We start from the raw sequence: 25777 nt of genomic DNA, 5'->3' as shown, positions 1-25777 counted from the left end.
ATAAAGCAGCTTCCGTGCCACCTATGCGCAAGATTGGCGCGAATCGCGCCAGCGCTCGTCGCGACGGGGCTGTGCTGCGCAATTCCGGGGCCCGGCTTCGCACCCCCCGCCGGCCAGAGGCACTGCGATGGTGCAATCATCGCAGTGCGCCGCGCCCGCGGAATCATTCTGGTGCATGCGCGCCATTCTGCACTCTTTTGGTGAACGCGTGTACGGTGCGCGCACCGTAACCCACACGGACATCCGTGCCGCGACGCCGCGCTAGAATGTTCGTTTGACCGATAGGAGACTCCCTGCCATGAGTACGCTCGACCAGCTTTACGCGAAGGCCGACGAACGCCGCGCACAAGGCGCGCTCAACTACGCCGGGGCGCTGCTGCCCGCCGAGGCCTTCGAACTGCTGCAGCTCGATCCGTCGGCGCGCCTCGTCGACGTGCGCACCCGCGCGGAACTCGACTGGATCGGCCGCCCGCTCGTCGGCGATGGCCAGTACCTGCACCTCGAATGGACGCGCTACCCGGGCGGCGTGCCGAACGCCGAATTCGTCAACGAACTGAAGGCGGCCCTCCCGGCCGATACGCCCATCCTGTTCCTGTGCCGCAGTGCCGCGCGCTCGAAGCTCGCCGCAGTGGCCTCCACGCAGGCCGGCTTCACGAAGGCGTTCGACCTGCTCGAAGGCTTCGAGGGCGCGAAGGACGCCGAAGGCCACCGCAAGACGGTCGAAGGCTGGTGCTTCCGGAAACTGCCGTGGATCGGCGCCTGACGGCACGCCGCTCCCGCCGGTGACGACAACCTCATCGTCGAGCCGGGCGATGACATGCCGATGACGGGCCGCGTTGCGCGGCCCGTGGCTTTTGTACGGCCGCCTGGCGGGCCGCTCAAGCGCGCGGCGTATCGGGTTCGACGACGTCGCCGCCGAGCAGGTGCACGCCTTCGCGCAGCTTCACGTACGCGGCCGCGACCGCTTCCGGCTCGCCCTTCACGCCGAGGTCGATGTGACGGCGTGCGTAGATCCCGCCGCGCTCCGCATCGCCGACACTCGGCAAGCTGAACACGCGCACGCCCGGGAAATCGCGCTCGATGCGCTCCATCAGCGGCGTGAGCGTCGATTCCGGCAGCTCGAACACGTACAGCGAGCGCTCCGCATGCGGCGTCGCGTGATGCAGGTGCGCGTACTTCGTATCGAGCACCCATTCGATCATCGGCCACGCCATCACCGGGAAGCCCGGCACGAAGTGCAGGTCGCCGACCGAGAAACCGGGAATCCGGTTGTAGCCGTTCGGGATGATCGTCGCGCCCACCGGGAACACGCCCATATTGAAGCGGTGCTGGTTCTCCGGCGACTCGAAATCGACCGGCGTGGCCGGATCGGTGTGCGTTTCGCGGATCCGCTCCGAAATCAGCACCTTCGCGTCCGGATGCAGCTCGAGCGTCACGCCGAGCGCGGCGGCCGCACACTGGCGCGTGTGGTCGTCCGGGGTCGCGCCGATCCCGCCCGTCGAGAACACGACGTCGCCGGATGCGATCGCGCGCGCGAGGGTCGCGGTAATGCGTGCCGGATCGTCGCCGACGTATTCGGCCCAGTCGAGCGCAAGGCCGCGCGCGCCGAGCAGCTCGATGACCTTCGCCAGATGCTTGTCCTGCCGGCGGCCCGAAAGGATTTCGTCGCCGATGATGATGATGCCGATGCTCATGCCTGCCCCATGTCGATTGCGGTAGCGCGCGAACTCGCACGCAGGTCCTCCAGCGCGCGCAGGCAGTAATGCCCGAACCATAGCGCCGAGAAGACGAGGATGAAAGCGTAAACCCAGATCATGGCCGCCGCGACGAACGGAAACAGCACCATCATCCAGACCGACGATACCCACACGAAGGTCGGCACGGTGCCGAGCAGCCCGGTCGCGACGCCGATGCCGATCAGCGGCCAGCGGTGCTGGCGGATCAGCGCCCGGCGCTCGTCGCGGCTCGCGTGCTGGGCAAGCGCGTCGTAGGTCATCACGCGATACGTGAGCCAGCCCCAGATCACGGGCGGCAGCAGCGCGAAGAACGGCGGAATCAGCCACAGCGGAATGGTGACGACGAGCACGATCACACCTGCGATCGCCGCCCCCAGCGAATTGAACACACTGCCGAAGAAGGTGCCGCCGCGCTTCGACTCGAGCGCCGCGAACTGCCGGTTCGACAGGTGCTTGATCACGACAGGCATCGAAATCGTCGCGATCAGCAGCAGCACGGTCAGCACGATCAACGGGATCGCGAGCGACACGACCACGAACGGCGCGACGACTGCATGCAGCTGCGACATGCCGATCGCGTCGAACGCGCGGTACAGCATGGCGGTCAGCACGAAGCCGTCGAGCGCGCCGCGAGCGAGGTCCAGCAGCGATTGCCACGAGAACCACAGCACGACGCCCCACAGGACGGCCGAGACGAGAAACGGCATCAGGGTGAGCCACAGCATGCGCGGATGCAGTGCGCTCGCCAATGCCCGGACGAAGGAACGCAGCAAGTCGTTCATGCGAGCCTGTATCGACGGAGAAAAACGGGGAAAGGATAAACCACGCGGCCCGCATGCGCCAAAGCACATGCGGGCCGCGTGAGGGAGCCGCTCAACGTGGGAATGGCCGGATCAGGCCGATGCCGCGCCGCGCTTGGCGGGGAACAGGCGCCGGAAGATCCGCACGAACGCGAGGCCGTGCTGCGCCCAGAAGCCTTCGCCGTAGGACACGCCCTCGACCTGGTCGCGGATGCCGGTCGGCTCGACCGTGCGGTTCCACGACGCGGTGCCGAACATCATGTCCCACCACGGGAACAGCACGCCGAAGTTGCAGCCGTACTTCGTGCCTTCGTGGCCATAACCGACCGCGTGGTGGCGCCGGTGGAAGATCGGGCTCACGAGCAGGCGCTCGCCGAGCCAGCCGAACGGCAGCCGCGCATTCGTGTGCTGAATGCTCTGCATGAAGTTGGTGAACGCGGTCAGCACGACGAACTGCGACGGCGTCACGCCGATCACGAGCGCGATCGCCGCGAAGAAGCACGACTGGATCACGTCGTCGAGCACGTGGTTGCGGTCGTCGCACCACAACGACATCTGGCGCTGGCTGTGATGTACGGCGTGCAGCTCCCACCAGATACCGAATTTGTGCTGCCAGCGGTGATACCAGTAGCCGGCGAAATCGAGCACGACGAGATAGATCGCGAACGCGACGATCGGCTTCGAAGTCACGCCCGGCCACAGGTAGTCGAGGTTGAGGTTCGCGACGCCGTGCAGGCGCAGCCACGCCTGGAAGTTGTCGAACAGCGGCTGCAGCGCGAAGAAGAAGAACAGCGAGTAGATGCCGAGCTTCGCGATCGCCGTGTAGATCACGTCGACCCGCACGGCACGGCGGCTCGTCCAGCGCTCGACGGGCAGCAGCGCCTCGAGCGGGCGCAGCAGCACGAACATCAGCACCATCTGCAGCGCACCGACGATCACCCAGTACAGCGCGTCGTAGGTGTCCTCGTCATAGTCCATCAGGTTGAACTTGAAGAGGAGCGGCTGCACGACGTCGACGTACAGCCAGGTCTGGATATCCGATACGAATGCATCGATCAGGTGCAGCATCGCTCTCCCCCGCCCGTCACGCGCCGTTCGCGGCGCGCCACGGCGCGCGGTCGTAGAAATAGATGCCGTGCGGCGAGCGGCCGACGGCGATCGTCTGCACCAGCTTGCGCGACGCCAGGTCGATGATCCCGACCTTCTTCGCGAAGCGGAACGTCACCCACAGCGTCTTCTTGTCGGCGGACAGCTCCATGTCGTCCGGGCCCGGCAGCAGGCCGGTGATGTCGCCGACGTTGGTGAGCGTGTTCTCGTCGATGATGCTGATCGTATTCGCGACCCGGTTCGTCACCGCGACGTGCGTGCCGTCGGCGAGCGAGCGGAAGTTGTGCGCGCCCTTGCCGGTGTAGATCTGCTTGACGACCTTCTGGTTGCGCCAGTCGACCACCGCGACGTAATCCGCGCCGGTCATGCCGACGAGCAGGTATTTATCGTCCGGCGTGAGCCACAGGCCGGCCGGCACCTTGCCGACCTTCATCTTCCACTTGACCGTCTGCGTCGGCAGGTCGATCGCCGCGATCTCGCCGGAGACCTGCAGCGACACGAGCAGCGTCTTGCTGTCCTTCGTGAACGCGAGGTGGCTCGGCATCACTTCCAGCGGCACGCGCTTCACGAGCTTCAGGTCGCGGCCGTCGTAGCCGTAGATGTCGACGCGGTCGAGGCGCAGGCCGGCGGCCGCGAACCACTTGCGGTCGGGCGAGAAGCCGAGCTGATAAGGATCGTCGATCCCTTCGACGGTGCGCTGCAGCTTGCCCGTCTTCGGATCGAGGAACATCAGGCTGTTCGAGACCGAATTTGCAACGATCAGCGACGAATTGTCGGGCGTCGCCATCAGGTGGTGCGGTTCCTTGCCGGTCGGCATCGTGCCGACGACCTGGCGGGTCTGCTGGTCAATCAGGGAAAGCGTCGCTTCGGCCGAATTGAGGATGATTACGTTATTCGCGTGTGCGGCGGGCGCCAGCACGGCGGCGGCCAGCGCGAGCGTGCGGCCGAGGGAAAGGAAAGTGCGCATGAAGACTCACGTCGTGGAACAACCGTCATTGTAAAACGTTCAACCGGCCCGGCCGGTTGACCGAAGCCGGCTTTGCGCCACTTCGACGCACGCCGCGGCGGCCCTGTCGGCCGGCGCGGCCGGCGCCGCGCGGCCGGCCGGGGCCGGCCGCCGGTGCGGGCCCGGAAAACCGATGTTGCGCTAGCGCTGCATCGACTCCCAGACCTTGTGCAGACGCTTGACAGAGACAGGCATCGGCGTGCGCAGTTCCTGCGCGAACAGCGAAATCCGCAGTTCCTCGAGCAGCCAGCGGAATTCCGCGAGCCGCGCATCGGTGACGCCGCCGCGCTGCGACACCGCGCGCTGGTATTGCTGGGCCAGCGGCAGCAGGTCGGCCGACTGCTTCGCGTCGCGTGCCGGATCGGCCTTCAGCTTGTCGATCCGCAGCGCGATGCCCTTCAGGTAGCGCGGGAAGTGCGCCAGTTGCGCGTAGGGCGTATCGATCACGAAGCGCTTGCCGACCAGCGCGGCGAGCTGCTGCTGCAGGTCCGCGTGGGCCTGCGCGAACGGCTTCGCCTGCGCGAGCTTCTTCACGAGCCCCGCGTATTCGGCCAGGATCTGCCCGACCAGCCGCGCGATTTCCTGCGCGAGCAGGTTCAGGCGGCTCCGGCCCTCGTCGCGGCGCGCGTGGAAGCTCGCGTCGTCGTCGGGCAGCGGGTCCTGCAGGCACGCGCGGTCGAGCGCCGTGTCGATCAGCTGATCGCGCAGCTCGTCCTGCGTGCCGAGCGACATGTACTGCATCGCCATCTCGCGCAGGCCCGGCAGGTTCTTCTCGAGGAACTTGATCGGCTCCTTCAGCTGCAGCGCGAACAGCCGCCGCAGGCCGGCCCGGTGGATGCGCGCGGCCTCCTCCGGCGAATCGAACACCTCGACGTCGCAATGCGTGCCGCGATCGACGAGCGCCGGGTAGCCGTACAGCGTCTGGCCGCGCCGGCGGATCTCCAGCAGCTCGGGCAGCTTGCCGAAATTCCACGTCGTCAGGTTCTCGTACAGCGCGGTCGCGCCGGCTTCCGACGGAGCGGCCGTCTGCGGCGCCGCGCCCTTGCCGGCCTTCGCGTTGCGGCCGGCGGCGCCGGTCGCGGCAACCGCCGACGGCGCTTGGCCAATGGCCTGGCCGTCATCGGCATCGCCGCCGGCCGCGATCGTCGACGCCGCCGCGATCTTCTGGAACTGCTGCTGCGCCTGCGCGCCCAACTCCTGGCGAAGCTGCGCGAGATTGCGCCCCATCGCGAGCTGGCGGCCGTGCTCGTCGATCACCTTGAAGTTCATGAACAGGTGCGCGGGCAGCGTCTCGAGCTTGAAGTCGGCCGTTTTCATTGCGATTTGCGTTTCGCCGCGCACGTCGGCGATCAGCGCCTCGACCAACCCGCCCGCGCCGAAGCGCTCGCGGCCCATCCGCTCGACGAAGCCGGCCGCGTACTCGGGCAGCGGCACGCAGTGCCGGCGCAGCTTCTGCGGCAGCGACTTCAGCAGCAACTGCACCTTTTCCTTCAGCATCCCCGGCACGAGCCACTCGCAGCGGCGCGCGTCGACCTGGTTCAGCGCGTACAGCGGCACCGCGAGCGTCACGCCGTCGCGCGGCGTGCCGGGCTCGAAGTGATACGTGAGCGCCATCTCGACGCCGGCCATCGTCGCGCGCTTCGGGAACAGCTCGGTCGTCACGCCGGCTGCCTCGTGGCGCATCAGGTCGTCGCGCGACAGGTACAGCAGCCGCAGCTTGTCCTCGGGCTGGCCGCCCTTCTTCACCTCGTCGCGATACCAGCGCTCGAATGCGGCGCCCGTGTGAATCCCTTCCGGAATCGCCTGGTCGTAGTACGCGTAGATCAGCTCGTCGTCGACCAGCACGTCCTGCCGGCGCGACTTGTGCTCCAGTTGCTCGATGTCGGCGAGCAGCTTGCGGTTGTGCGCGAAGAACGCGAGCTTCGTGTCGAACTCGCCCTCAACCAGCGCGCCGCGGATGAACAGCTCGCGCGCCCGCGACGGATCCTGCTTGCCGAACGCGACGCGCCGGCGGTGGTAGATCGGCAGCCCGTACAGCGTCGCGCGCTCGTACGCGCTGACCTGCGCCGGGCGCTTTTCCCAGTGCGGCTCGGACAGCGATTTCTTCAGCAGGTGCGCGCCGATCTTCTCGACCCATTCGGGCTCGATCTTCGCGAGGCAACGCGCGTACAGCCGGCTCGTCTCGACGAGTTCGGCCGCCATCACCCAGCGGCCGGCCTTCTTCGCGAGCACGGAGCCCGGCCACAGATAGAACTTGATCCCGCGCGCGCCGAGATAGTGCGGATCGTCGTCGGCCTTCAGGCCGAGGTTGCCGAGCAGGCCCGTCAACAGGGCCAGATGGACCTGTTCGTAGGTCGCCTCGACTTCGTTCAGCCGCCAGCCGTGCTCGCGCACGACGGTCAGCAGCTGCGAATGGACGTCGCGCCACTCGCGCAGCCTCAGGTGCGACAGGAAGTTCTGCCGGCACGCATCGACGAGCTGGCGGTTCGACTTCTTGTGCGCGACGGCCTCCTCGAACCATGCCCAGATTTTCAGCCACTGCAGGAATTCGGAACGCTCGTCGGCAAACCGGCGATGCGCCTGGTCGGCCTGCTCCTGCGCCTCGATCGGGCGGTCGCGCGGATCCTGCACGGACAGCGCGCTCGCGATGATCAGCACCTCGCGCAGCGACTGCTGGTCGCGCGCGGCGAGAATCATCCGGCCGACGCGCGGGTCGAGCGGCAGCCGCGCGAGTTCGCGGCCAAGCGGCGTCAGCGCGTTGTCGTCGTCGACCGCGCCGAGCTCGTTGAGCAACTGGTAGCCGTCCGCGATCGCGCGGCCGGGCGGCGGCTCGAGGAACGGGAACGATTCGATCGCCGTCAGATGCAGCGATTTCATCCGCAGAATCACCGACGCGAGCGACGAGCGCAGGATTTCCGGATCGGTGAAGCGCGCGCGCGCCTGGTAGTCGCTTTCCTCGTACAAGCGGATGCAGACGCCGTCGGCCACGCGGCCGCAGCGGCCCGCGCGCTGGTTCGCGGCGGCCTGCGAGATCGACTCGACCTGCAGCTGCTCGACCTTGTTCCGGTACGAATAGCGCTTCACGCGCGCGAGGCCCGTATCGACGACGTAGCGGATGCCCGGCACCGTCAGCGAGGTTTCGGCCACGTTGGTCGCGAGCACGATCCGGCGCGCGTTCGACGCCTTGAACACCTTGTCCTGATCGGCCGCCGAGAGCCGCGCGAACAGCGGCAGGATCTCGGTGTGCGGCGGATGGTGCTTGCGCAGCGCCTCGGCCGCTTCGCGGATCTCGCGCTCGCCGGGCAGGAACACCAGCACGTCGCCGGGGCCTTCACGGCACAGCTCGTCGACCGCGTCGACGATCGCGTCCATCAGGTCGCGCTCGGCTTCGCGCGCGGTCTTCACGCGGTCGCGGCCACCCGTGCCTTCCGCATTCTTCACGGCCGGGCGATCCTCGGCCACGGGCCGATAGCGCATCTCGACCGGATACAGCCGCCCGCTCACCTCGATCACGGGCGCCGGGCGCTCGTCGGTGCCGAAATGGCGCGCGAAGCGATCGGCGTCGATCGTCGCGGACGTGACGATCAGCTTCAGGTCCGGCCGCCTCGGCAGGATTTCCTTCAGGTAGCCGAGCAGGAAGTCGATGTTCAGGCTGCGCTCGTGCGCCTCGTCGATGATCAGCGTGTCGTACGCCTTCAGCAACGGATCGGTCTGCGTCTCGGCGAGCAGGATCCCGTCCGTCATCAGCTTCACGGACGCGCCCGGCGCGAGATTGTCGGTAAAGCGCACCTTGTAGCCGACCACTTCGCCGAACGGCGTGCCGAGTTCCTCGGCGATCCGGCGGCCGGTGGACGACGCCGCGAGGCGGCGCGGCTGCGTATGGCCGATCAGGCCCGTGCCGCCGGCGCCGAGGCCGCGGCCGAGATCGAGACAGATCTTCGGCAACTGCGTGGTCTTGCCCGAGCCGGTTTCGCCGCAGACGATGACAACCTGATGACCGGCAATCGCGCGCGCGATTTCGTCGCGCTTGCCCGACACGGGCAGGCTTTCGGGGTACGTGATCGGCGGGACGGGATTCGGTGCGACGACGGCGCGCGGCGGACGCTCGCGGCGCGGCGCGCGCTCGCCCGTTGCAGCGGGTGCGCCCTTCGCGTCCGGCTGGCGCGCCTCGCCGCGCCGTTCGTCGCCGCGCGGCCCGCGCGGCGCGTGTGCGGGCTTGCCCGCCGGCTTTTCCTGCTGCTGGCGAGGCGGCTGGCCCTGCTGCTCGCGTGCGTCGGCCGCACCATCCGGGTGCCGGGCCGACGGCGCTTTGGCCCGCGTCGGCGCGGGACTTTTAGGTACATTCGACATGGGGGCGCATTATAATCCCGCCCATGAATTCCCAAACCGACCTCCCCTCCGCCCAGACCGGCGCCACGACGCCGCCGCCCGCCGACGACTCGGCCGCCAGTCACGCGCAGTTCGTCGACTGGATGCGCTCCGTCGCGCCCTATATCCACAAGTTCCGCAACAGCACGTTCGTCGTGGGGTTTGGCGGCGAGGTGGTGCAGCAGGGGCTGCTGAATGCGCTCGTGTCCGACATCGCGCTGCTGCAGGCGATGGGTATCCAGATCGTGCTGGTGCACGGCTCGCGCCCGCAGGTCGAGGAGCAGCTGAGCCTGCATGGTGTCGAATCCGAGTTTTCGCACGGCCTGCGCATCACCGATGCGCGCGCGCTCGAATCCGCGAAGGAAGCGGCCGGTGAAGTGCGTCTCGACATCGAGGCCGCGATCAGCCAGGGTCTGCCGAACTCGCCGATGGCGCACGCGCACATCAGCGTCGTGTCGGGCAACTTCGTGACCGCACGGCCGGTGGGGATTCTCGACGGGGTCGATTTCGCGCACACGGGCATCGTGCGCAAGATCGACGCCGAATCGATCCGTCATTCGCTCGCGAGCCGCAAGCTCGTGCTGCTGTCGCCGCTGGGCTTCTCGCCGACCGGCGAAGCGTTCAACCTGTCGATGGAAGACGTGGCGTCGGCCGCCGCGATCGCGCTGCGCGCCGACAAGATCGTGTTCCTGACCGAAGGCCCCGGCATCGTCGACGACGAAGGCGACCTGATCCGTGAAATGTCGCTCGACGCGGCGGCCGAACTGCTCGATTCCGGCAACGTCCAGGGCGACGACGCGTTTTTCCTGAAGCATTCGATCCGCGCGTGCCGCGGCGGCGTGACCCGGGCGCACCTGATTCCGCAGTCGCTCGACGGCAGCATGCTGCTCGAACTGTTCCTGCACGACGGCGTCGGCACGATGATCTCGTACGAGAACCTCGAAAGCCTGCGCGAAGCGACGCCGGACGACGTCGGCGGTATCCTGTCGCTGATCGAGCCGCTCGAGTCGGACGGCACGCTGGTACGACGCGGCCGCCACCAGATCGAACGCGACATCGACCACTTCTCGGTGATCGAGCACGATGGCGTGCTGTTCGGCTGTGCGGCGCTGTATCCATACCAGCAAGAGAAGATCGGCGAGATGGCGTGCCTGACGGTCGCGCCGGAAGCGCAGGGCTCGGGCGACGGCGAACGCCTGCTCAAGCGCATCGAGCAGCGTGCCCGCGCGCGCGGCCTCACGCATATCTTCGTGCTCACGACGCGCACCGAGCACTGGTTCCTCAAGCGCGGCTTCGTCAAGGTCAGCGTCGACGACCTGCCGGAAGACCGCCGCAAGCTCTATAACTGGCAGCGCAAGTCGCTCGTGCTGATGAAGCAGCTCTGAGCGCAGGCACGACTGCCCTCCCCCAGACCGATTACAGGAGAAGTACACGATGGCTCGAATGATTCAATGCGCGAAGCTCGGCAAGGAAGCCGAAGGCCTCGATTTCCCGCCGCTGCCGGGCGAACTCGGCAAGCGCATTTACGAGAGCGTCTCGAAGGAAGCGTGGCAAGGCTGGCTGAAGCAGCAAACGATGCTGATCAACGAAAACCGCCTGAACATGGCCGACCCGCGCGCGCGCCAGTACCTGATGAAGCAAACCGAGAAGTACTTCTTCGGCGACGGCGCGGACCAGGCGTCCGGCTACGTGCCGCCGACGGAAGGCTGATGACGCGATGCGCGCGGCGGGCTGCCTGCCCGCCGTGCGCTCCGGGAAAGACGGCACCGTGTTTTGCACGGTGCCGTTTTCTTTTGGGGCGCGTACTCGGTACGTTCCGGCCTCACGCGTGCCGCTCAGCCGGCCGGTTTCAGCGCGCTGCCCTCGCCCGGCTGTGCACTCCCGCCGGCCGCGGGTTCCGCGCTGCCGCCTTCGGTGCCCCATTCGGCCGCGTCGCTGCGTTCCGCCGTCGACAGTTCATCCGCGCGATACCCGGTGCGATTCAGCAACACCAGCATGCAGACAAGCGACACGAACGCGTAGAGCCCCGATGCAACCGCGACGCCAACGATGCTGCCGGTCGCGTTGAGGATCGCCTGCGCGAGCACGGGCGTGCCGCCGCCGACGACGAGCGCGCTCAACTGATACGCGAGCGACAGGCCGGTGTAGCGGATGTTCGCCGGGAACACGCGCGCAAGCACGCCGCCGACCGCGCCATAGAACATCGCCGACGGAATCGTCGAGATGCACATGCCCGCGACGGCCACCCAGTACGAACGCGTCGCGAGCGCATGGAACATCACGGGCATCAGCACGATTTCCGGAATCAGGATCCAGCACATCGCGCGGCGCATGTCGACCTTCGACACGAACCACGCGCCGACCGGCTGCATCAGGAACTGCACGACGAGCGAGATCGACAGGATGCCGAGGAACGTGCCCTGCGCGTAGCCGAGCGTCTTGGTCGCCCACGACAACGCGAACGTGCTGCGGAAGTACGTGACGTTGATCACCGGCAGCGTACCCGCCGCGAGCAGCACGACCACCCAGTGATCGCGCACGACGTCGCGCAACGGCAGCTTCACGGTGCGCTTGCGCGCGAGCACGCGCTGCATGTCGGCCGACTCCTCGAGCCTCAGCCGGATCACCATGCCGATGATCACGAGCACGGCCGACAGCAGGAACGGAATGCGCCAGCCCCACATCAGGAACGATGGGGTCGGCAGCGCGCTCAGCGCGAAGAACGCGGCCGTGGCCAGCAGGTTGCCGGTCGGCGAGCCCTGCTGCGCGAACGCCGCATACAGGATGCTGCGATGCTTCGGCGCGTTCTCGCTCGCGATCAGCACCGCGCCGCCCCACTCGCCGCCGACCGCGATGCCCTGCAGCACGCGCAGCACGACGAGGCCGGCCGGCGCCCAGACACCGATCTGCGCATAGCCGGGCAACAGGCCGATGCCGGTCGTGGCCAGCCCCATCATCACCAGCGTGATCACGAGCGCCGTCTTGCGGCCGACCCGATCGCCGAGATGCCCGAACACGATGCCGCCGAGCGGCCGCGCGGCGAAGCCGGCCCAGAACGTAACGAACGCCAGCAGCGTCGCGACGCCGGGATCCATCGTGCTTGAAAAAAACACCTTGCCGAACACGAGCGCTGCGGCCGTGCCGTAGATGTAGAAGTCGTACCACTCGATCGTGGTGCCGACGAACGCCGCGAGGGCGGCACGGCCGGGCTGCGGCTGCGGCTGCGGCTGCGGCTGCGGCTGTGGCTGCGGCTGCGGCTGCGGCTGCGGCGCGGCGGTCGGGGATGGCTGGCGGTTCATCGATGTCTCCATGTTTGTGATCGGCGGCGCGACTGGCGCGCGCCTTGCCGGATGGCCGGCCCTGCGCCGCCGGCTGGCGGTGTTGCTTGACGTTCCGCTGCGTCGGGCAGCCAGGCTCACCGGCGCGCGCGTCGGTCAGTCACGTCTGGTCGGGTGCGATCTTCAGCACGCCGGCGTCGAGCAGTTGCTGCTGGAGCGCGGGATCGACGCCGAGGCGATCGAGCACCGCGCGCGTGTCGCCGCCCAGCGCGGGCGGCGGCGAACGATAGGTGGCCGGCGTGCGCGACAGCTTCACCGGCGACGCCGTGCCGCGATACGCGCCGATCTCGACGAACAGGTTCCGGTGCAGCGCATGCGGGTCGCGCGCGACGTCGGCCACCGTGCGCACCGGCCCGCACGGCACGCCGGCGGCCATCAGGTCGCGCGCGAGCGGCTCGCATGCGTGCGCGGCGAGCCGTGCTTCCAGTTCGGCCTTCAGCTCGGGCCGGTGCGCGCAACGGCTGCGGTTGTCGACGAAGCGCGGATCGCCCGCGAGCGCCGGCACGCCGAGATGCGCGACGAGCCGCGCGAACTGCCGGTCGTTGCCGATCGCGAGAAAAATCGGCACGGTCGCCGTGCGATAGCTGTCGTACGGCGCGATGTTCGGATGCGCGTTGCCGCTGCGCTCCGGCACGCGCCCGGAGCCGAAGAAGTTCGGCAGGTGCGGATGCAGTAGCGACACGCCACAGTCGTACAGCGCGATGTCGACCGACTGCCCGCGCCCGCTCTTCTCGCGCTCCGCGAGTGCCAGCAGGATGCCCGCGAGCGCGTTGAGGCCCGTGACCATGTCGACGATCGGCAGACCGATGCGTGTCGCGTCGCCGTCGCGCTCGCCGTTGACGCTCATCAGCCCCGCCATCGCCTGGATCACCGCGTCGTAGCCGGGCAGCCCGCCGAGCGGCCCGCCTTCGCCGAAGCCCGTCACCGCGCAGTGGATCAGGCGCGGGAAGCTCGGCTGCAGGTCGCGCGCATAGTCCATCCCCCAGCGCGCAAGCGTGCCGGGCTTGAAGTTCTCGACGAGCACGTCGGCCTCTTCGAGCAGGCGCCACAGGATCGCGCGCCCCTCGTCACGCGACAGATCGAGCGCGAGCCCTTCCTTGTTGCGGTTGACGCCCATGAAATACCACGCGGTATCGCCGAGGAACGGCGGCCCCCAGCCGCGCGTCTCGTCGCCGTCCGGCGGCTCGATCTTGACCACCGTCGCCCCGTGGTCGGCGAGCGCCTGCGTGCAGTACGGGCCGCCGAGCACACGGCTCAGGTCGACGACCTTCAGGCCGTCCAGTGCGCCACGCGTCGTACTCATCGTTCGACCTCCGGCAGCAGGTCGAGCGCGGTATCGAGCGCGATCGGCGTGCCGCGCAGCAATGCGCTGCACGCGGCCGATTCGTCGTCGCGCGATGCTGGTGCGAGCGGATCGACCGGCAGCAGCTTGTGGCGCACGATCAGGTGCGCGAGCGCGAGCCGCCGGAAATCCGGCGCGAGCCGCACGCCCTCGCACGCCATCAGCACGGCCGCGCTCGCGTAGTACAGCGCGGAAGCGGCCTGCCGCACGCGTGCGTCGTCGCCTTCGGCCGCGACCCGCGCGAGCGCGTCGCAGGCGCGCGCGAGAATGCGCCGCAGCGCTGCGCGGCTCGCATCGGGCAGCGGCGCCGCGCCGAGGCGATCGCCGAGAAACGCGCGTAGCGCATCGAGCGCCTGCTCGCGCTGCGCGGCCCGCGCGACGTCGAGCGCGACGATGTTGCTCGTGCCCTCCCAGATCGAGCCCAGATGCGCATCGCGCACGACGCGCGCATCGCTCCATTCCTCGATGTAGCCGGTGCCGCCGCGCACTTCCATCGCATCTCCGGTCACGCGCCGCGCATCGCGGCACGCGCGGAACTTGATCAGCGGCGTCAGGATCCGCACGCAGCGCGCGGCCTGCTCGTCGCCCGCATCGGCCTGCGGCAGCAGCAACGCGATCTGCATGAACATCGCGCGGGCCGCCTCGGCCGGCAGCAACATCTTCAGCAACTGCCGCTGCATCAGCGGCATGTCGATCAGCTTGCGGCCGAACGCCTCGCGATGCGTGGCGACGTGCAGCGCCTCGTTCAGCGCACGCCGCATCAGCCCCGCCGCGCGCACGCCGTTCGACAGCCGCGACAGATTGATCATGTCGGCCATCTGGTGGAAGCCGCGGCCGATCTCGCCGATCAGGAACGCCTGCGCGCCTTCAAGCGTGATCTCGCCGCTCGCCATCGAGCGGCTGCCGAGCTTGTCCTTCAGCCGCACGATCCGGTAGCGGTTGCGCGTGCCGTCCGGCAGCGTCTTCGGCAACAGGAACAGGCCCAGCCCCTTGATGCCGTCCGGCGCGCCGTCGGGACGCGCGAGCACCATCGCGAGATCGGCGTCCGCGTTCGAGCAGAACCACTTGTCGCCATGCAGGCGCCACACGGTCTCGCCGTGCGCGTCCGTCTCACGCGATGCGCGCGTCGCGATGCGGCCGACGTCGGACCCGGCCGCCTGCTCGGTCATGAACATCGCGCCCTGGTACAGCGTGTCGAAATCGCGCGACGCAAGCATCGGCAGGTAGCGCGCGACCAGCGCCGGATCGCCGTGACGGCGCAGCGTGTGCGTCAGCGAATCGGTCATGCTGACCGGGCAGCACAGCCCGAATTCGGCCTGCACGAACAGGAACGTCAGCGCGTACTTGACGAGCGGCGGGACGGATTCGGACCCGTGGCTCAGCGACGCGAGCCCGAGTTCGGCATACGCGACGCGTTCGAGCGCGACATACGCGGGGTCCTTGTCGATCCGCTGTACGGCCTCGCCGCGCCGGTTGCGGTGCTCGAGCACGGGCGGGTGCTTGTCCGCGCGCGACGCCCATTCGTCGAGCTCGCCCGACACGCGCGCGCCGAGCGCGTGCAGCCGCGGCGCCAGCTCGGCATAGTGCGCATCGCCGAGATGCAGCTTCAGCAACGCGCCGAGATCGGGATCGACCGTGAAGAAATTGATGCCCCGGCTGTCGGGGATATTGGATGCGCCGGCGTCCGGCGTGCGAGCGGTGTCGTTCATGCGTGCGTCTCCAGGGTTGCCTGCACGTCGGCCGGCGGCGCCGCCGCGGCGCCTCGCCAGTCCCGTGCAAAGCCTTCCGCAAAGCGTAGGCGCGCGATCGATAAGCGTCCAATACAGGATTTATCCGGTACGATAGATATCGCTTATCGACGCCGATACCGATGCCGATGCCGCGAGGAGACATCATGGAACTGAGGCAGTTGCGCTACTTCATTGCGGTCGCCGAGGAGCTGCATTTCGGGCGCGCGGCAAAGCGCCTGTTCATCTCGCAGCCTGCGCTGAGTTTCGACATCCGCAAGTTCGAGGACGCGCTCGGCGTGCAGCTGTTCTCGCGCACCAACAAGACCGTCGCGCTCACCAACGCGGGCGAGGTGCTGCTCGGCGAAGCGCGCCGGCTGCTGCTGCAGGCGGCCGAGGCCGAACGCCTGACGGTGCGCTCCGCGTCCGGCCTTGCGGGCCGGCTGCGGATCGGCTTCGTTCATTCGATGCTGTATCGCGGGCTGCCCGATGCCGTGCGGCGCTTCGAGGCCGACTATCCCGGTGTCGAGGTCGTGCTGAGCGAAATGAACACGCAGGCGCAGGTGCAGGCGATCCAGCGCGGCCAGATCGATCTCGGCTACGCACACTGGGGCCACTTCCCGCCCGAGGTCGAATCAACGCCCGTCTATGCGGAACCGTTCGTGTGCTGCCTGCCGGCCGCGCATCCGCTCGCGAAGCGCAAGCAGGTCGCGCTCGCCGCGCTGGCCGCCGAACCGTTCATCCTGTTTCCGCGCGAAGCGGCGCCGCACTATCACGACCTGATCATCGCGCAATGCGTGAACGCCGGCTTCAGCCCGCTGATCCGTCACGAGGCACGGCTGTGGCAGACAATCCTGTCGATGATCGAGTTCGGAATGGGGATCGCGCTCGTACCGCGCGTGCTGCAGCAGGTGAAGAGCGACCGGCTCGCGTTCCGGCCGCTGAAGGATGCGTCGCTCGAATCGCGCACGCTCGCGCTGAAGCGCAGCGGCACGGCCGAACCGGTTGCGCTGCGCTTCGCCGACTATGTGCGTGTATCGATCGACGCACTGCCCGCGCTCGCGGGCTGAGTGCACGGCCCGACCGCTACCTCACGACTTCGCGTCGGGCTGGAGTACCGGCTGCGCGCGCCGATACCACACCGCGTACACGACCGACAGCGCAACCAGGAACGGAATGCCGAAGATCAGCGTCATGTGGAATTCGGCCGTGAAGTAGGTCGTCACCATCACCGCGAGCATCAGACCCGCGCCGAGCAGTGTCAGCAGCGGAAAGCCGCGCATCCGGAACGCGGGCGCCGGCAGGCCGAGCGCCGCCCGGCGACGCCGGAAACAGTAGTGCGTGACGAAGATCATCATCCACGTGAACAGCGCGCCGAACATCGACACCGCCATCATGATCGTGAACGACGCGTCCGGATACAGCACGCTCAGCACGGTCGCCAGCGCGATGCCGAGCGTCGACAGCATCAGCGCGCCGAACGGCACGCCGCGCGCGTTCACTTCCCCGAGCGCCTTCGGTGCATGACCCGCGCGCGACAGGCTGAACATCATCCGCGTCGTGATGTAGAGCTGGCTGTTCATCGCGGACAGCGCGGCGATCAGCACGACGAAGTTGATCAGCCCGGCCGCGCCCGGCAGGTGGATCGCCTCCATCACTTTCACGAACGGGCTTTCGTCGCGCCCCGCCGCCGTCCACGGCACGATCGCAAGCATCAGCGCGAGCGTGACGAGGTAGAACAGCACGAGCCGCACGATCGTCGAGCGGAACGCACGCGTGACCGCGCGCTCGGGATCCTCGGCTTCACCGGCCGCGACCGCGATCATCTCGATGCTCAGGTAGCTGAAGATCGACACGATCACCGCGACCCACGTGCCCCACGCCCCCTTCGGAAAGAAGCCGCCGTGAGCCGTGTAATGGTGGAATCCCGCGCGTGCCGCACCGTCGCCGACCAGCCCCGGATTGCCGAACACGACATAGGCGCCGAGCACGATGAAGCCGACGATCGCCGCGATCTTCACGACCGAGAAGCCGTACTCGACCGCGCCAAACACGTCGACACTGCGCGCGTTGACGAACACCAGCAGCGCGGAGAACCCGACGATCCACAGCCAGCCCGGCACGCCCGGGAACCAGTACTTCATGTACAGCGCGATCGCAGTGACCTCGGTGCCGACCGCGAGCACGATGCACGCCCAGTATGCGTAGCGCACGAGGAATCCGGCCCACGGGCTCACGTAATGTTCGGCATACGCGCCGAACGACCCGGAGGTCGGGTGCGCGACCGTCATCTCCGCGAGACAGCCCATCAGCAGCAGCGAGATGAACGCGCCGATCGCGTAGCTGACGAGCACGCTCGGGCCCGCGAAGCCGATCGCGAAGCCGCTGCCGAGAAACAGACCGGTGCCGATGGCGCCGCCGATCGCGATCATCGTCATCTGCCGTGCGGAAAGCGTGCGGCGCAGCCCTTGCTCGCGCGCCGCGATATGCTGGAATTGCCCTTCTGGTTGCATCGAGTGACCTCGTTCGAAAGCGATTGTCCGGTCGGAACGTAGACGGTGCGCGGGCCGGCGCCGGACCGGCCGGCCGCCGCGCGCCGCGTGCTCAGAACAGGTGGCGCAGGCCGGCCGCGACGCCCGTCTGGTTGCCGCGTCCGGGCATTTCCGTGAACGCGCCGCCCGTCACGCGGTTGTAGTCGACCGTCGCGTAGACCTGCGTGGCCTTCGACAAAGCGTACTCGGCCTCGAGCACGCCCGTATAGCGCTTGCCGCCGTTGCCGGCGACGCCGTTGACGTTGCGGATGTCGTCGTAATACGCGACGCCCGTCACCGACACGGCCGGCGTGACCTTGACGCTCGCACCCGTATAGAAGATCGCGTCGCGGCGCGGGTTGTCCGCGAACGCACCGTAGGTCACGTCGCGGCCCGGCGCGTTCAGCAACTGCTGGTCGAGCATGCCCGTGCGGTCGATGCCACCGAGATAGCCCGCGTACAGCGTCGCCGCGCCGAACGCGTAGCGTGCGCCCGCGCCCCACGCCTGCTGCGCGCGGCTGTTCAGGTCGCGCACCTGCTGGTACGTCGCGCCGACCATCAGCCCGCCCTGCGTGTACGACGCGTGCGTGCCCCAGTACGCATTCGCGCCGAGGCTGCCCGCGACGCCGCCGAAGCCGTAGCTCGCGCCGACGTTCAGCCCGCCGAACGTGCCGTCGTAGCTGACGACGTTGCTCGCACGCCCTTGCGTGAGGAAATACGGCCACATGTTGGCCGTGTAGTTGCCGACCGTCAGCGGATCGAGATCGCCGAACAGGTTGAACGCCTCGGTCGCCTGGCGGCCGAGCTTCACGGTACCCCAGTCGCTCGCGAGGCCGACATACGCGTAGCGGCCGAACAGTGCGCCGTCGAGCTGCCCGTTCTGCGGCTCGAAGCCGCTCTCCAACTGGAAGATCGCTTTCAGCCCGCCGCCGAGCGCCTCACTGCCCTTCAGCCCCCAGCGGCTGTTCGTGATCGCGCCGTTGGTCATCTGCACGCTCGCATCGTTCGACGCGTCAGCATGCGTCGTATAGCGAATGCTCTGGTCGACGATCCCGTACAGCGTCACGCTGCTCTGCGCCATCGCACCGCTCGCGGCAAGCGTACCAGCCATCATTTGCAGTGCGAATCGATAGATTGTCCTCATGTTCTCCTCCAGTCCTGTTCTCGTTTGTCGATGATTGTGTGACTGCACACCGCGCAATGCGGTGTTCCTGCTAGATGCCTGCCGCGGGCAGCGCGACGTACGCGACGAGTTCGACGCGCATCGCCGGATGCGCGAAACCCTGCACGCCGACGCACGTCCGGTTCGGATACGGCTCGCGGAAGTGGCGCCGGTATTCGGCATCGAATTCGGGCATCGCCTTCACGTCGGACAGGTAGACGAGCACCTGTGCGACGTCGTCCATCGTCGCGCCGGCCGCCGCGACGGCCTTCGCGAGATTCGCGAGCGTGATGCGCGCCTGTTCGGCCATCGTGTCGCCGGCAATCGCGCCGGACGCGTCGACCGGCCCGTGCCCCGTGAACATCAACCCGCCCGCGCGGGTCGCCCACGAGAATGGTTGTGCGAGCTGCGGCAGGTCGACCGGGATCGTTTCAGCCATCGTGTCCTCCTTCGGATCGGGGTCGGGGTCGGGAAATTCAGGCGGCCCGCCGCGACGCGCCGCCGAGCACCTCGGCGATCGCGTTCGCGACGTGGTCGACGTTCGCATCGTTCAGGCCCGCGATGCACATGCGCCCCGAGCGCAGCAGATAGACGCCGTGCGATGCACGCAACCGGTCGACGTCGGTCGCAGCCATGCCCGTGTAGCTGAACATCCCGCGCTGCGTGACGAGTGCGTCGAACGCGCGGTCCGGCAGCCGCGCATCGAGCCGGGCCTTCAGTTCGCCGCGCATCCGTTTGATGCGCGTGCGCACCTGCGCGACCTCGCCCTCCCAGCGCACGCGCAGCGCGTCATCGTTCAGCACGGTCGACACGAGTTGCGCGCCGAACAGCGGCGGGCTCGAATAGGTGCGGCGCACGCCGGCCTGCAACTGGCTCAGCACCGTCGCGGCCTCGCCCGCGTTCGCGCAGACGACCGACAGCCCGCCGACGCGCTCGCCGTACAGCGAGAAGTTCTTCGAGAACGAATTGCCGACGATCGCGGGCAGCCCGGCGTCGACGATCGCGCGCACGGCCCACGCGTCGTCGGCGAGACCGTCGCCGAACCCCTGGTACGCCATGTCGAGGAACGGAATCAGTCCGCGCCGCACGAGCACGTCGATCACCGCGCGCCATGCGTCGCGGCCGAGGTCGAGCCCCGTCGGGTTGTGGCAGCACGGCTGCAGCAGCACGACGCTGCGCGCCGGCAATGCATCGAGCGTGGCAAGCATCACGTCGACGCGGATGTCGTTGCGCAATGAGTCGTAGTACGGATACGTGTGCACGTCGAGGCCGGCGGCCGAGAAGATCACGCGGTGGTTGTCCCACGTCGGGTCGCTGATCCAGATCGCGCTGTCGGGGAAATAACGCTTCACGAATTCCGCACCGAGCCGGATCGCGCCCGATCCGCCGAGTGTCTGCAGCGTCGCGATGCGCCCTTCCGCGAGCGCCGCGCAGTCGTCGCCGAATACGAGGCGCTGCACGCCCTGCCGGTACGCGGCGAGCCCTTCCATCGGCAGATACGTGTGCGGCGCACCGGCATCGCGTAGCTGCGCGGCCGCGATGCGCGTGCTGTCGAGAACCGGAATCCGGCCCGCGTCGTCGTAGTAGAGGCCGATGCTCAGGTTGACCTTGTGCGGATGCGCATCCTGCTGGAATGCCTGGAACAGCGACAGGATCGGATCGCCCGGGTAGGCGGGAACGTGTTGGTACATGACGGAATGACGGTAAAGGTTGAAGGCGGCGGACCAACCGGCGGCACCACGTTGCGTCGGGATGAGCAGCCGGGACATGGGGCGCATGTTATCGAGGACGAAATAGAATGAGCTTCACTTTTCGATGACGAACCGATCCGATTGCAGTAGAGTCTGCGGATCTCATCTCAAAATTCACCGGATTCTGCGAAATGACGCTGGATCGAACCGACATGCGGATCCTCCGGCACCTCGAACGGGACGGACGCATCAGCAATCAGGACCTCGCGAACGCGGTCGCGCTGTCGCCGTCGGCATGCCTGCGGCGCGTGAAGCTGCTGGAGGAACGCGGCGCCATTGCCGGGTATCGCTGCACGATCGAGCCGAAGAAGGTCGGTGTCGCGTTCGAGGCGCTCGTGCATGTGTCGATGCGGCCCGACGTACCCGAGTGGCACGACCGGTTCGTGGAGGCGATCCAGCAGTGGCCGGAGGTCATCGCCGCGCAGATCGTCACGGGCGGGTCGAACTATGTGCTGACGGTTCGCGCGCGCGATCTCGATCACTATTCGGATTTCGTGATCAACCGGCTGCACCGCGCCGCGGGCGTGATGTCGATCAACTCGAGCATCGTGCTCGCGACGCTCAAGCGCGACGGGTCGATCCTCGATCTCGTCGAGCCGTCGACGGCCGGCTGACCGGTCGTTGCGCGGGTCTGAAAAATATTTGCAGAAAGTGCTTTACAGACCCCAAAACTCCTGACATAATCTTTTCTTCTTTGGGCGGTTAGCTCAGCGGTAGAGCACTGCCTTCACACGGCAGGGGTCACTGGTTCGATCCCAGTACCGCCCACCAAAGATTCGAAGGGCCGGCAATCGCCGGCCCTTCTTGCTTTCCGGGTCAGCACTTGGCGAAATGTTCGTTAAGTGTCCTCTCGCCCAACCGGATTGTTGGCACATTCTTGTCACACTTCTTCTTCGAGGTGTCTGGTGCCAACCATTCGCAAACGCGGCGACTGCCAATTTCAGGCGATCGTCCGTCGTCAGGGATTCCCCCCTCAAACCAAAACCTTCATCAGCCGCAAAGAGGCTGAGGCCTGGGCTGCCCGCATCGAATCCGAAATGCTGGCTGGGTCGTTTTCGAGCCCGACCGAATCCAGCAAAACGCCGTTGGGCGAACTGCTGATCCGGTACGGCCGGGAAATCTCCCCCGAGAAAAAGGGCGAGGCGCTCGAGCTGCTGCGTATCAAGAAACTACTAGTCGATCCCATCTCTCAGGTGAAGATTTCTGCGCTCAACGGCGTAGCCGTTGCTCAATACCGCAATCGGCGCCTGACCGGCAACGGACAGCAAAAGCCAGTTTCCGGCTCGACCGTGAATCGGGAGCTAACGCTCCTTAGCCACGTCATCAGCATAGCCAGCAAGGAATGGGGCTTCCACATTCCAGTCAATCCCGTCTCGCAGATTCGACGACCGAAGGAGAACCGAGCTCGGAACCGCCGGCTGCATGGAGACGAGGAGAAGCGCCTTTTGACCGAACTCGAACCCAGCCAACGGGCCGAAAGCGGCGTCTACCAGCCGGGTGGATGTCGAAACAAATACGTCCTGCCGGTAGTCGTCCTGGCGATCGAGACTGCGATGCGCCGTAGCGAGATCCTCTCGCTACGCTGGCCGGACATCCACCTAGCCGACCGGTATGTCCGGCTCCACGACACCAAGAATGGCGAGGCTCGGGACGTTCCCCTGTCTCGTCGTGCAGTCCAAACGTTGTCCAAGCTATCCAATGGGCCGCGCCACAGTAGCGGCCGAGTACTTCCGATCACCCCGGAGGCGTTGAAGAAGGCTTTTGTCCGTGCCTGTGAGCGAGCAGGCATTGTCGACCTGCATTTCCATGATCTTCGGCACGAAGCTACATCGCGGATCGCTGAGCGCCTCGATAACGTGCTGGAACTGTCGGCCGTGACGGGCCACAAGACCGTGCAGATGTTGAAGCGGTACTACCATCCGAGGGCTACAGACCTGGCTCGCAAACTCGGCTGAGCGCAAACGGCTGCAGGGGCTGAAACGCCCCTGTGGATAGCACCCGGGATTTCTCACAATTGGTCCTGTCTGTGGATAAAACCTAGATTTACTCAGAGCTGTGGATAGTGCCCGGTTTGTCTCACACTCCCCCGGCTTGCCTCACATTTCACCCGGGTTTTCTCACAATAGCGTCCTGCAAAGCCTTATCCAGTCGGGCTTTCAGCCTCTTAAAAACGTTTATAAACGTATTAAAAACCGCGCGTAAGCGCATACGTAAATACATACGTACGTACGTGCGATTCATAGCGCAAAGATGGAGCTCAAGCACGCCCCCGCAAGCGGGGGCAAAAAACGGCGCTTCGCGTCTTGCCCCCCATCTCATCTCAACCCGCCGTTGGCGTGGGCGCAGAAACGTGGTCGCCCCTTCTGACGCTCAAAAAGCGGTCACCCAAGAAGGAGGGGCACAAAGCGACCACTCCTAAAATTGGCCGACGCTCACAAGGCAGGAAATCGAGGCCCGGAGCCGCTGACGACCGGCAACCATCAAAATCCCGTCTCGAGCGTGCTCTCACAAGACTTCCCGCGCAACTACATGGCTGAAGTCGATCAGCGCCTTGCCCGTATCTCTCGGGAAAACCCAACTGTGACCGGCATCGAGTTTCCCGAAGTGGCTACTCGCCCCGGTCATACAACGGCGCCCAATGATCCGCATTGGTCGGCCAACGGAATGGTGCTTGATGCACTATCTGCCGCCCATGTGCGCGAAGAAATCACTGCTGATGGGATGGCCGCTACGATGAAACGACTCGTATCCTCGAAACCTGCCTGATATCGTTCGAGTAGTCGACATCCAGAGAGCGAAAACAATGACACGCCAGTCGCATGACGAATGGTTCCTCGAACAGGTTCGACAAGCGTTGATCGAAGCAGACGATCCGCTGACCGACTGGGTGCCTCACGAGATCGTAAAGACCGACATGCAACGGCAACGTGAGGCGTTGCTCGAGCGCATATTGCATCGTCAATCCACCCTCTCATCCCCCCGCCCGCGCCGCTAGCGGAAAGAGAGCGATCCGCCCTCTGTCGTCAGGGAGGCAGGATGATCGACTACCCCTCATCCCGCCTCCCTGCGACCCAGCGTCTTCGGTATTCCACGAGTATCAAGGCCGCGCGGGTGCGCCGTGGCCTTCAACTAGCCCTGACACCCGCTTTATGCCTATTCCGCAAGCCGTCATATCAAGTGGCGTTGATGACGCCGTATTGCTGTTGGGAAAAAGTCACGTTAGCCGCCGCGCCATGCCGCCAATTGTCTAGCGGTGCCCTCCCCCAGTGGGCGTCTTTCTTTCCCCCTGAAAATGCGCTTTTTTCCCTCTTGTTCCCTGTCAGCAAATGTGGGAAATATGTTTCCGCTGAGTGCCCTTCAAGGCTTCTCAGAACCATCATTTTCACCGTTCGGTTTGCCTTGGAAAAACCGTCTGCCACATGTACCTTCAAACTTCCATAAACGATGCGGTTAGTTCTGGGACAGGGTAGGGTTTGTACTCCCGCCAAATTGGCGTCCGTACAACCGGCAGCCCACCAGTCGTTTCACTCCCTATGCGCGGCCTACCGTCCCTGCTCAGGGCTTACGCCCCGAGACCCGTTTGAGAGTGTTGAATGAGTGCGAGAAGCGGAACCGAAGAGCGTCGGAAAACCAAGATCATTATGGTGCGCGTTGCGCCCGACGAATTCGACGCGTTGCAGGAGCGCTCACAGGACACCGGAACATCGGTTCCCGAGCACCTTCGAACCTGTGGGATGGGACGACGCACGCACAGCGTCGTCGATTCGATCATCATCAACGAGATGCGCCGGTTCGGCGGCTTGCAAACGCACCTGTTCAATGAGGGGCGAGGCGCGCAGCCGAAGGAGTTTGCAGCGGTATTGGTCGAGCTAAAAAACGCGATTGCGCGGATCGGCCAATGACGGCAGCTCAAACTGGGTATTTGGATCTATCCGACCTGCAACGCATTTGCCTTGTGTTGCTAGCCGTGGTTTGCGGTATCGGCTCATTAATCTGGAAGGCTGTATGAACGACAACTACACCCGCTGCGGAACGCCATTAGTTTATAAGGGCGTGCTCCGGCTCTATGTGGATAGTCTCACTGACGAACAGCTCTGCAACTACGAATGCGCACTCGAAACGATTGGCAACGTTATCGCCTTGAAAGCGCGCGACATTGCAGAGGAACAGGCAAAGCCCTCGCCCGACACGAACCGGATTACGGAATTGCGGCGGCAACAAGCCGAGCTCGCTGGCGAGCGCAACCGCCTGCGCATCCGCGATGACGATGCCGTTATACGTGTCATCGGACATTACGGAAACTTGGTACGCGCCTCCCTGGGACTCGGTACGCGATGAACGGACTGCGATTTCGTCTGTCGGCATGGCGCGCTCGTCGTCGTGCGAAGCTTGATGCGGACGCGGCAAGGAACGAGCAGCCGGACGGTGGGATTGGGGCGGAGGCACCGATTCGGACTGCGTCCGAGGATCGCCTGAGAAGGGCCGATTTCGCGGATCGCATAGCCGGCGTGCTCTCCGAGCTCAGTTTGCGCGAGGGCCGCGTGTTCGCTATTCGCGGAGGATGGGGCTTCGGCAAATCATCCCTGAAAAACCTCATCACCGAGCGGCTCGACGCCCGCGACAACGGAGCCGACTGGCTCGACTTCAACCCCTGGCAATGGGGCGATGGCGATGCAATCGCCCGCGCGCTCTTCGGCCAGATAGCGGATCGACTGGGCGGCGAACATTCGAAGGCAGCACTCGACCGTGCCGAAGCGCTGCGACGCTACGGAGCGATCCTTACTGAGCGTGAGCACGTAAATCGATGGGAATTCGGGGCGTTTTGAGCAGCTTGCGTGATGTAGCGGTGGGGGTCTCCCTCAGGCATCTTGCACAAACGACGCCCAAGGGAGAGTCTCGTGTCTGCCAA

At 66.3% G+C, this 25777-nt stretch carries 22 protein-coding genes and 1 tRNA gene; 11 read left to right on the top strand and 12 right to left on the bottom strand.

The genetic code is table 11. From position 1 onward, the window contains the following. Window positions 1–298: 298 nt before the first annotated feature. Window positions 299–763 (top strand): rhodanese-like domain-containing protein, encoded by a 465-nt coding sequence (locus QZM67_RS30550; protein ID WP_043190398.1) that lies wholly within the window; start codon window positions 299–301, stop codon window positions 761–763. A 115-nt stretch (window positions 764–878) separates the two neighbouring features. Here QZM67_RS30550 and QZM67_RS30545 read toward each other — a convergent pair whose 3' ends face one another. The 5 genes from QZM67_RS30545 to hrpA form a co-directional block, all read right to left on the bottom strand. Next, window positions 879–1694, bottom strand: a complete 816-nt coding sequence (locus tag QZM67_RS30545; protein WP_175024103.1) for a molybdopterin-binding protein — start codon at window positions 1692–1694, stop codon at window positions 879–881. Further along, complete coding sequence (locus tag QZM67_RS30540) at window positions 1691–2518, bottom strand: EI24 domain-containing protein (protein ID WP_043190402.1); 828 nt, start codon at window positions 2516–2518, stop codon at window positions 1691–1693. Before QZM67_RS30540 ends, QZM67_RS30545 begins: the two co-directional genes overlap by 4 nt. A gap of 111 nt (window positions 2519–2629) precedes the next feature. Then, window positions 2630–3604 carry a sterol desaturase family protein gene (locus QZM67_RS30535; protein ID WP_175024102.1) on the bottom strand — a complete coding sequence of 325 codons (975 nt, stop codon included), beginning with the start codon at window positions 3602–3604 and terminating at the stop codon, window positions 2630–2632. A gap of 16 nt (window positions 3605–3620) precedes the next feature. Next, on the bottom strand, window positions 3621–4610 hold the full coding sequence (locus QZM67_RS30530) for a beta-propeller fold lactonase family protein (RefSeq protein ID WP_027786950.1): 990 nt from the start codon (window positions 4608–4610) through the stop codon (window positions 3621–3623). Window positions 4611–4790: 180 nt separating this feature from the next. Further along, window positions 4791–8999 (bottom strand): ATP-dependent RNA helicase HrpA, encoded by a 4209-nt coding sequence (gene hrpA, locus QZM67_RS30525; protein ID WP_301809002.1) that lies wholly within the window; start codon window positions 8997–8999, stop codon window positions 4791–4793. Window positions 9000–9022: 23 nt separating this feature from the next. Between hrpA and argA the strand changes: the two genes are divergently transcribed. Beyond that, window positions 9023–10402 (top strand): amino-acid N-acetyltransferase, encoded by a 1380-nt coding sequence (gene argA, locus QZM67_RS30520; RefSeq protein ID WP_301809001.1) that lies wholly within the window; start codon window positions 9023–9025, stop codon window positions 10400–10402. A gap of 49 nt (window positions 10403–10451) precedes the next feature. Next, window positions 10452–10727 carry an oxidative damage protection protein gene (locus tag QZM67_RS30515; protein WP_006478357.1) on the top strand — a complete coding sequence of 92 codons (276 nt, stop codon included), beginning with the start codon at window positions 10452–10454 and terminating at the stop codon, window positions 10725–10727. Between the two features lie 125 nt (window positions 10728–10852). On the opposite strand, the gene QZM67_RS30510 is transcribed toward QZM67_RS30515, so the two are convergent. The 3 genes from QZM67_RS30510 to QZM67_RS30500 form a co-directional block, all read right to left on the bottom strand. Next, window positions 10853–12316, bottom strand: coding sequence for an MFS transporter (locus QZM67_RS30510; RefSeq protein ID WP_301809000.1), 1464 nt, complete (start codon window positions 12314–12316; stop codon window positions 10853–10855). Window positions 12317–12455: 139 nt separating this feature from the next. Further along, window positions 12456–13658: a CaiB/BaiF CoA-transferase family protein gene (locus QZM67_RS30505; protein WP_301808998.1), complete on the bottom strand. Its 1203-nt coding sequence runs from the start codon at window positions 13656–13658 to the stop codon at window positions 12456–12458. Further along, window positions 13655–15406 carry an acyl-CoA dehydrogenase family protein gene (locus tag QZM67_RS30500; protein ID WP_301808996.1) on the bottom strand — a complete coding sequence of 584 codons (1752 nt, stop codon included), beginning with the start codon at window positions 15404–15406 and terminating at the stop codon, window positions 13655–13657. Before QZM67_RS30500 ends, QZM67_RS30505 begins: the two co-directional genes overlap by 4 nt. Window positions 15407–15591: 185 nt before the next feature. Here QZM67_RS30500 and QZM67_RS30495 point away from each other — a divergent pair, with 185 nt between their 5' ends. Next, a complete protein-coding gene (locus QZM67_RS30495) occupies window positions 15592–16494 on the top strand; it encodes a LysR family transcriptional regulator (RefSeq protein ID WP_301808995.1) in 903 nt (300 codons plus the stop codon). A gap of 21 nt (window positions 16495–16515) precedes the next feature. Here the strand turns inward: QZM67_RS30495 and QZM67_RS30490 are convergent, their stop codons facing one another. The 4 genes from QZM67_RS30490 to QZM67_RS30475 form a co-directional block, all read right to left on the bottom strand. Continuing rightward, window positions 16516–17937, bottom strand: coding sequence for an amino acid permease (locus QZM67_RS30490; RefSeq protein WP_301808993.1), 1422 nt, complete (start codon window positions 17935–17937; stop codon window positions 16516–16518). Window positions 17938–18028: 91 nt separating this feature from the next. Next, window positions 18029–19066 (bottom strand): porin, encoded by a 1038-nt coding sequence (locus tag QZM67_RS30485; RefSeq protein ID WP_301809122.1) that lies wholly within the window; start codon window positions 19064–19066, stop codon window positions 18029–18031. A 103-nt stretch (window positions 19067–19169) separates the two neighbouring features. Beyond that, entirely contained in the window at window positions 19170–19556 is a 387-nt protein-coding gene (locus tag QZM67_RS30480; protein WP_175026311.1) for a RidA family protein, read from the bottom strand. Window positions 19557–19593: 37 nt separating this feature from the next. Then, entirely contained in the window at window positions 19594–20808 is a 1215-nt protein-coding gene (locus tag QZM67_RS30475; protein WP_301808989.1) for an amino acid aminotransferase, read from the bottom strand. Window positions 20809–20999: 191 nt separating this feature from the next. Here QZM67_RS30475 and QZM67_RS30470 point away from each other — a divergent pair, with 191 nt between their 5' ends. The 7 genes from QZM67_RS30470 (at window position 21000) to QZM67_RS30440 (ending at window position 25694) form a co-directional block, all read left to right on the top strand. Beyond that, window positions 21000–21482 carry an Lrp/AsnC family transcriptional regulator gene (locus QZM67_RS30470; RefSeq protein ID WP_043190434.1) on the top strand — a complete coding sequence of 161 codons (483 nt, stop codon included), beginning with the start codon at window positions 21000–21002 and terminating at the stop codon, window positions 21480–21482. Window positions 21483–21564: 82 nt separating this feature from the next. Next, window positions 21565–21639: transfer RNA gene (locus QZM67_RS30465), tRNA-Val, on the top strand. 134 nt (window positions 21640–21773) lie between these two features. Continuing rightward, window positions 21774–22823, top strand: a complete 1050-nt coding sequence (locus QZM67_RS30460; RefSeq protein WP_301808986.1) for a site-specific integrase — start codon at window positions 21774–21776, stop codon at window positions 22821–22823. A gap of 466 nt (window positions 22824–23289) precedes the next feature. Next, window positions 23290–23634: a hypothetical protein gene (locus QZM67_RS30455; protein WP_301808984.1), complete on the top strand. Its 345-nt coding sequence runs from the start codon at window positions 23290–23292 to the stop codon at window positions 23632–23634. A gap of 827 nt (window positions 23635–24461) precedes the next feature. Further along, a complete protein-coding gene (gene mobA, locus QZM67_RS30450) occupies window positions 24462–24770 on the top strand; it encodes a plasmid mobilization protein MobA (protein WP_301808981.1) in 309 nt (102 codons plus the stop codon). 103 nt (window positions 24771–24873) lie between these two features. After that, window positions 24874–25206 carry a hypothetical protein gene (locus QZM67_RS30445; protein WP_301808979.1) on the top strand — a complete coding sequence of 111 codons (333 nt, stop codon included), beginning with the start codon at window positions 24874–24876 and terminating at the stop codon, window positions 25204–25206. Beyond that, entirely contained in the window at window positions 25203–25694 is a 492-nt protein-coding gene (locus QZM67_RS30440; RefSeq protein ID WP_301808976.1) for a P-loop NTPase fold protein, read from the top strand. The genes QZM67_RS30445 and QZM67_RS30440 overlap by 4 nt, the downstream gene beginning before the upstream one ends. The last annotated feature ends 83 nt before the right edge of the window (window positions 25695–25777 follow it).

Origin of the sequence: Burkholderia sp. AU45251 (assembly GCF_030482905.1) — a bacterium.
GTDB lineage: Bacteria > Pseudomonadota > Gammaproteobacteria > Burkholderiales > Burkholderiaceae > Burkholderia > Burkholderia aenigmatica.
This window is presented reverse-complemented; position numbering and strand designations above follow the sequence as displayed.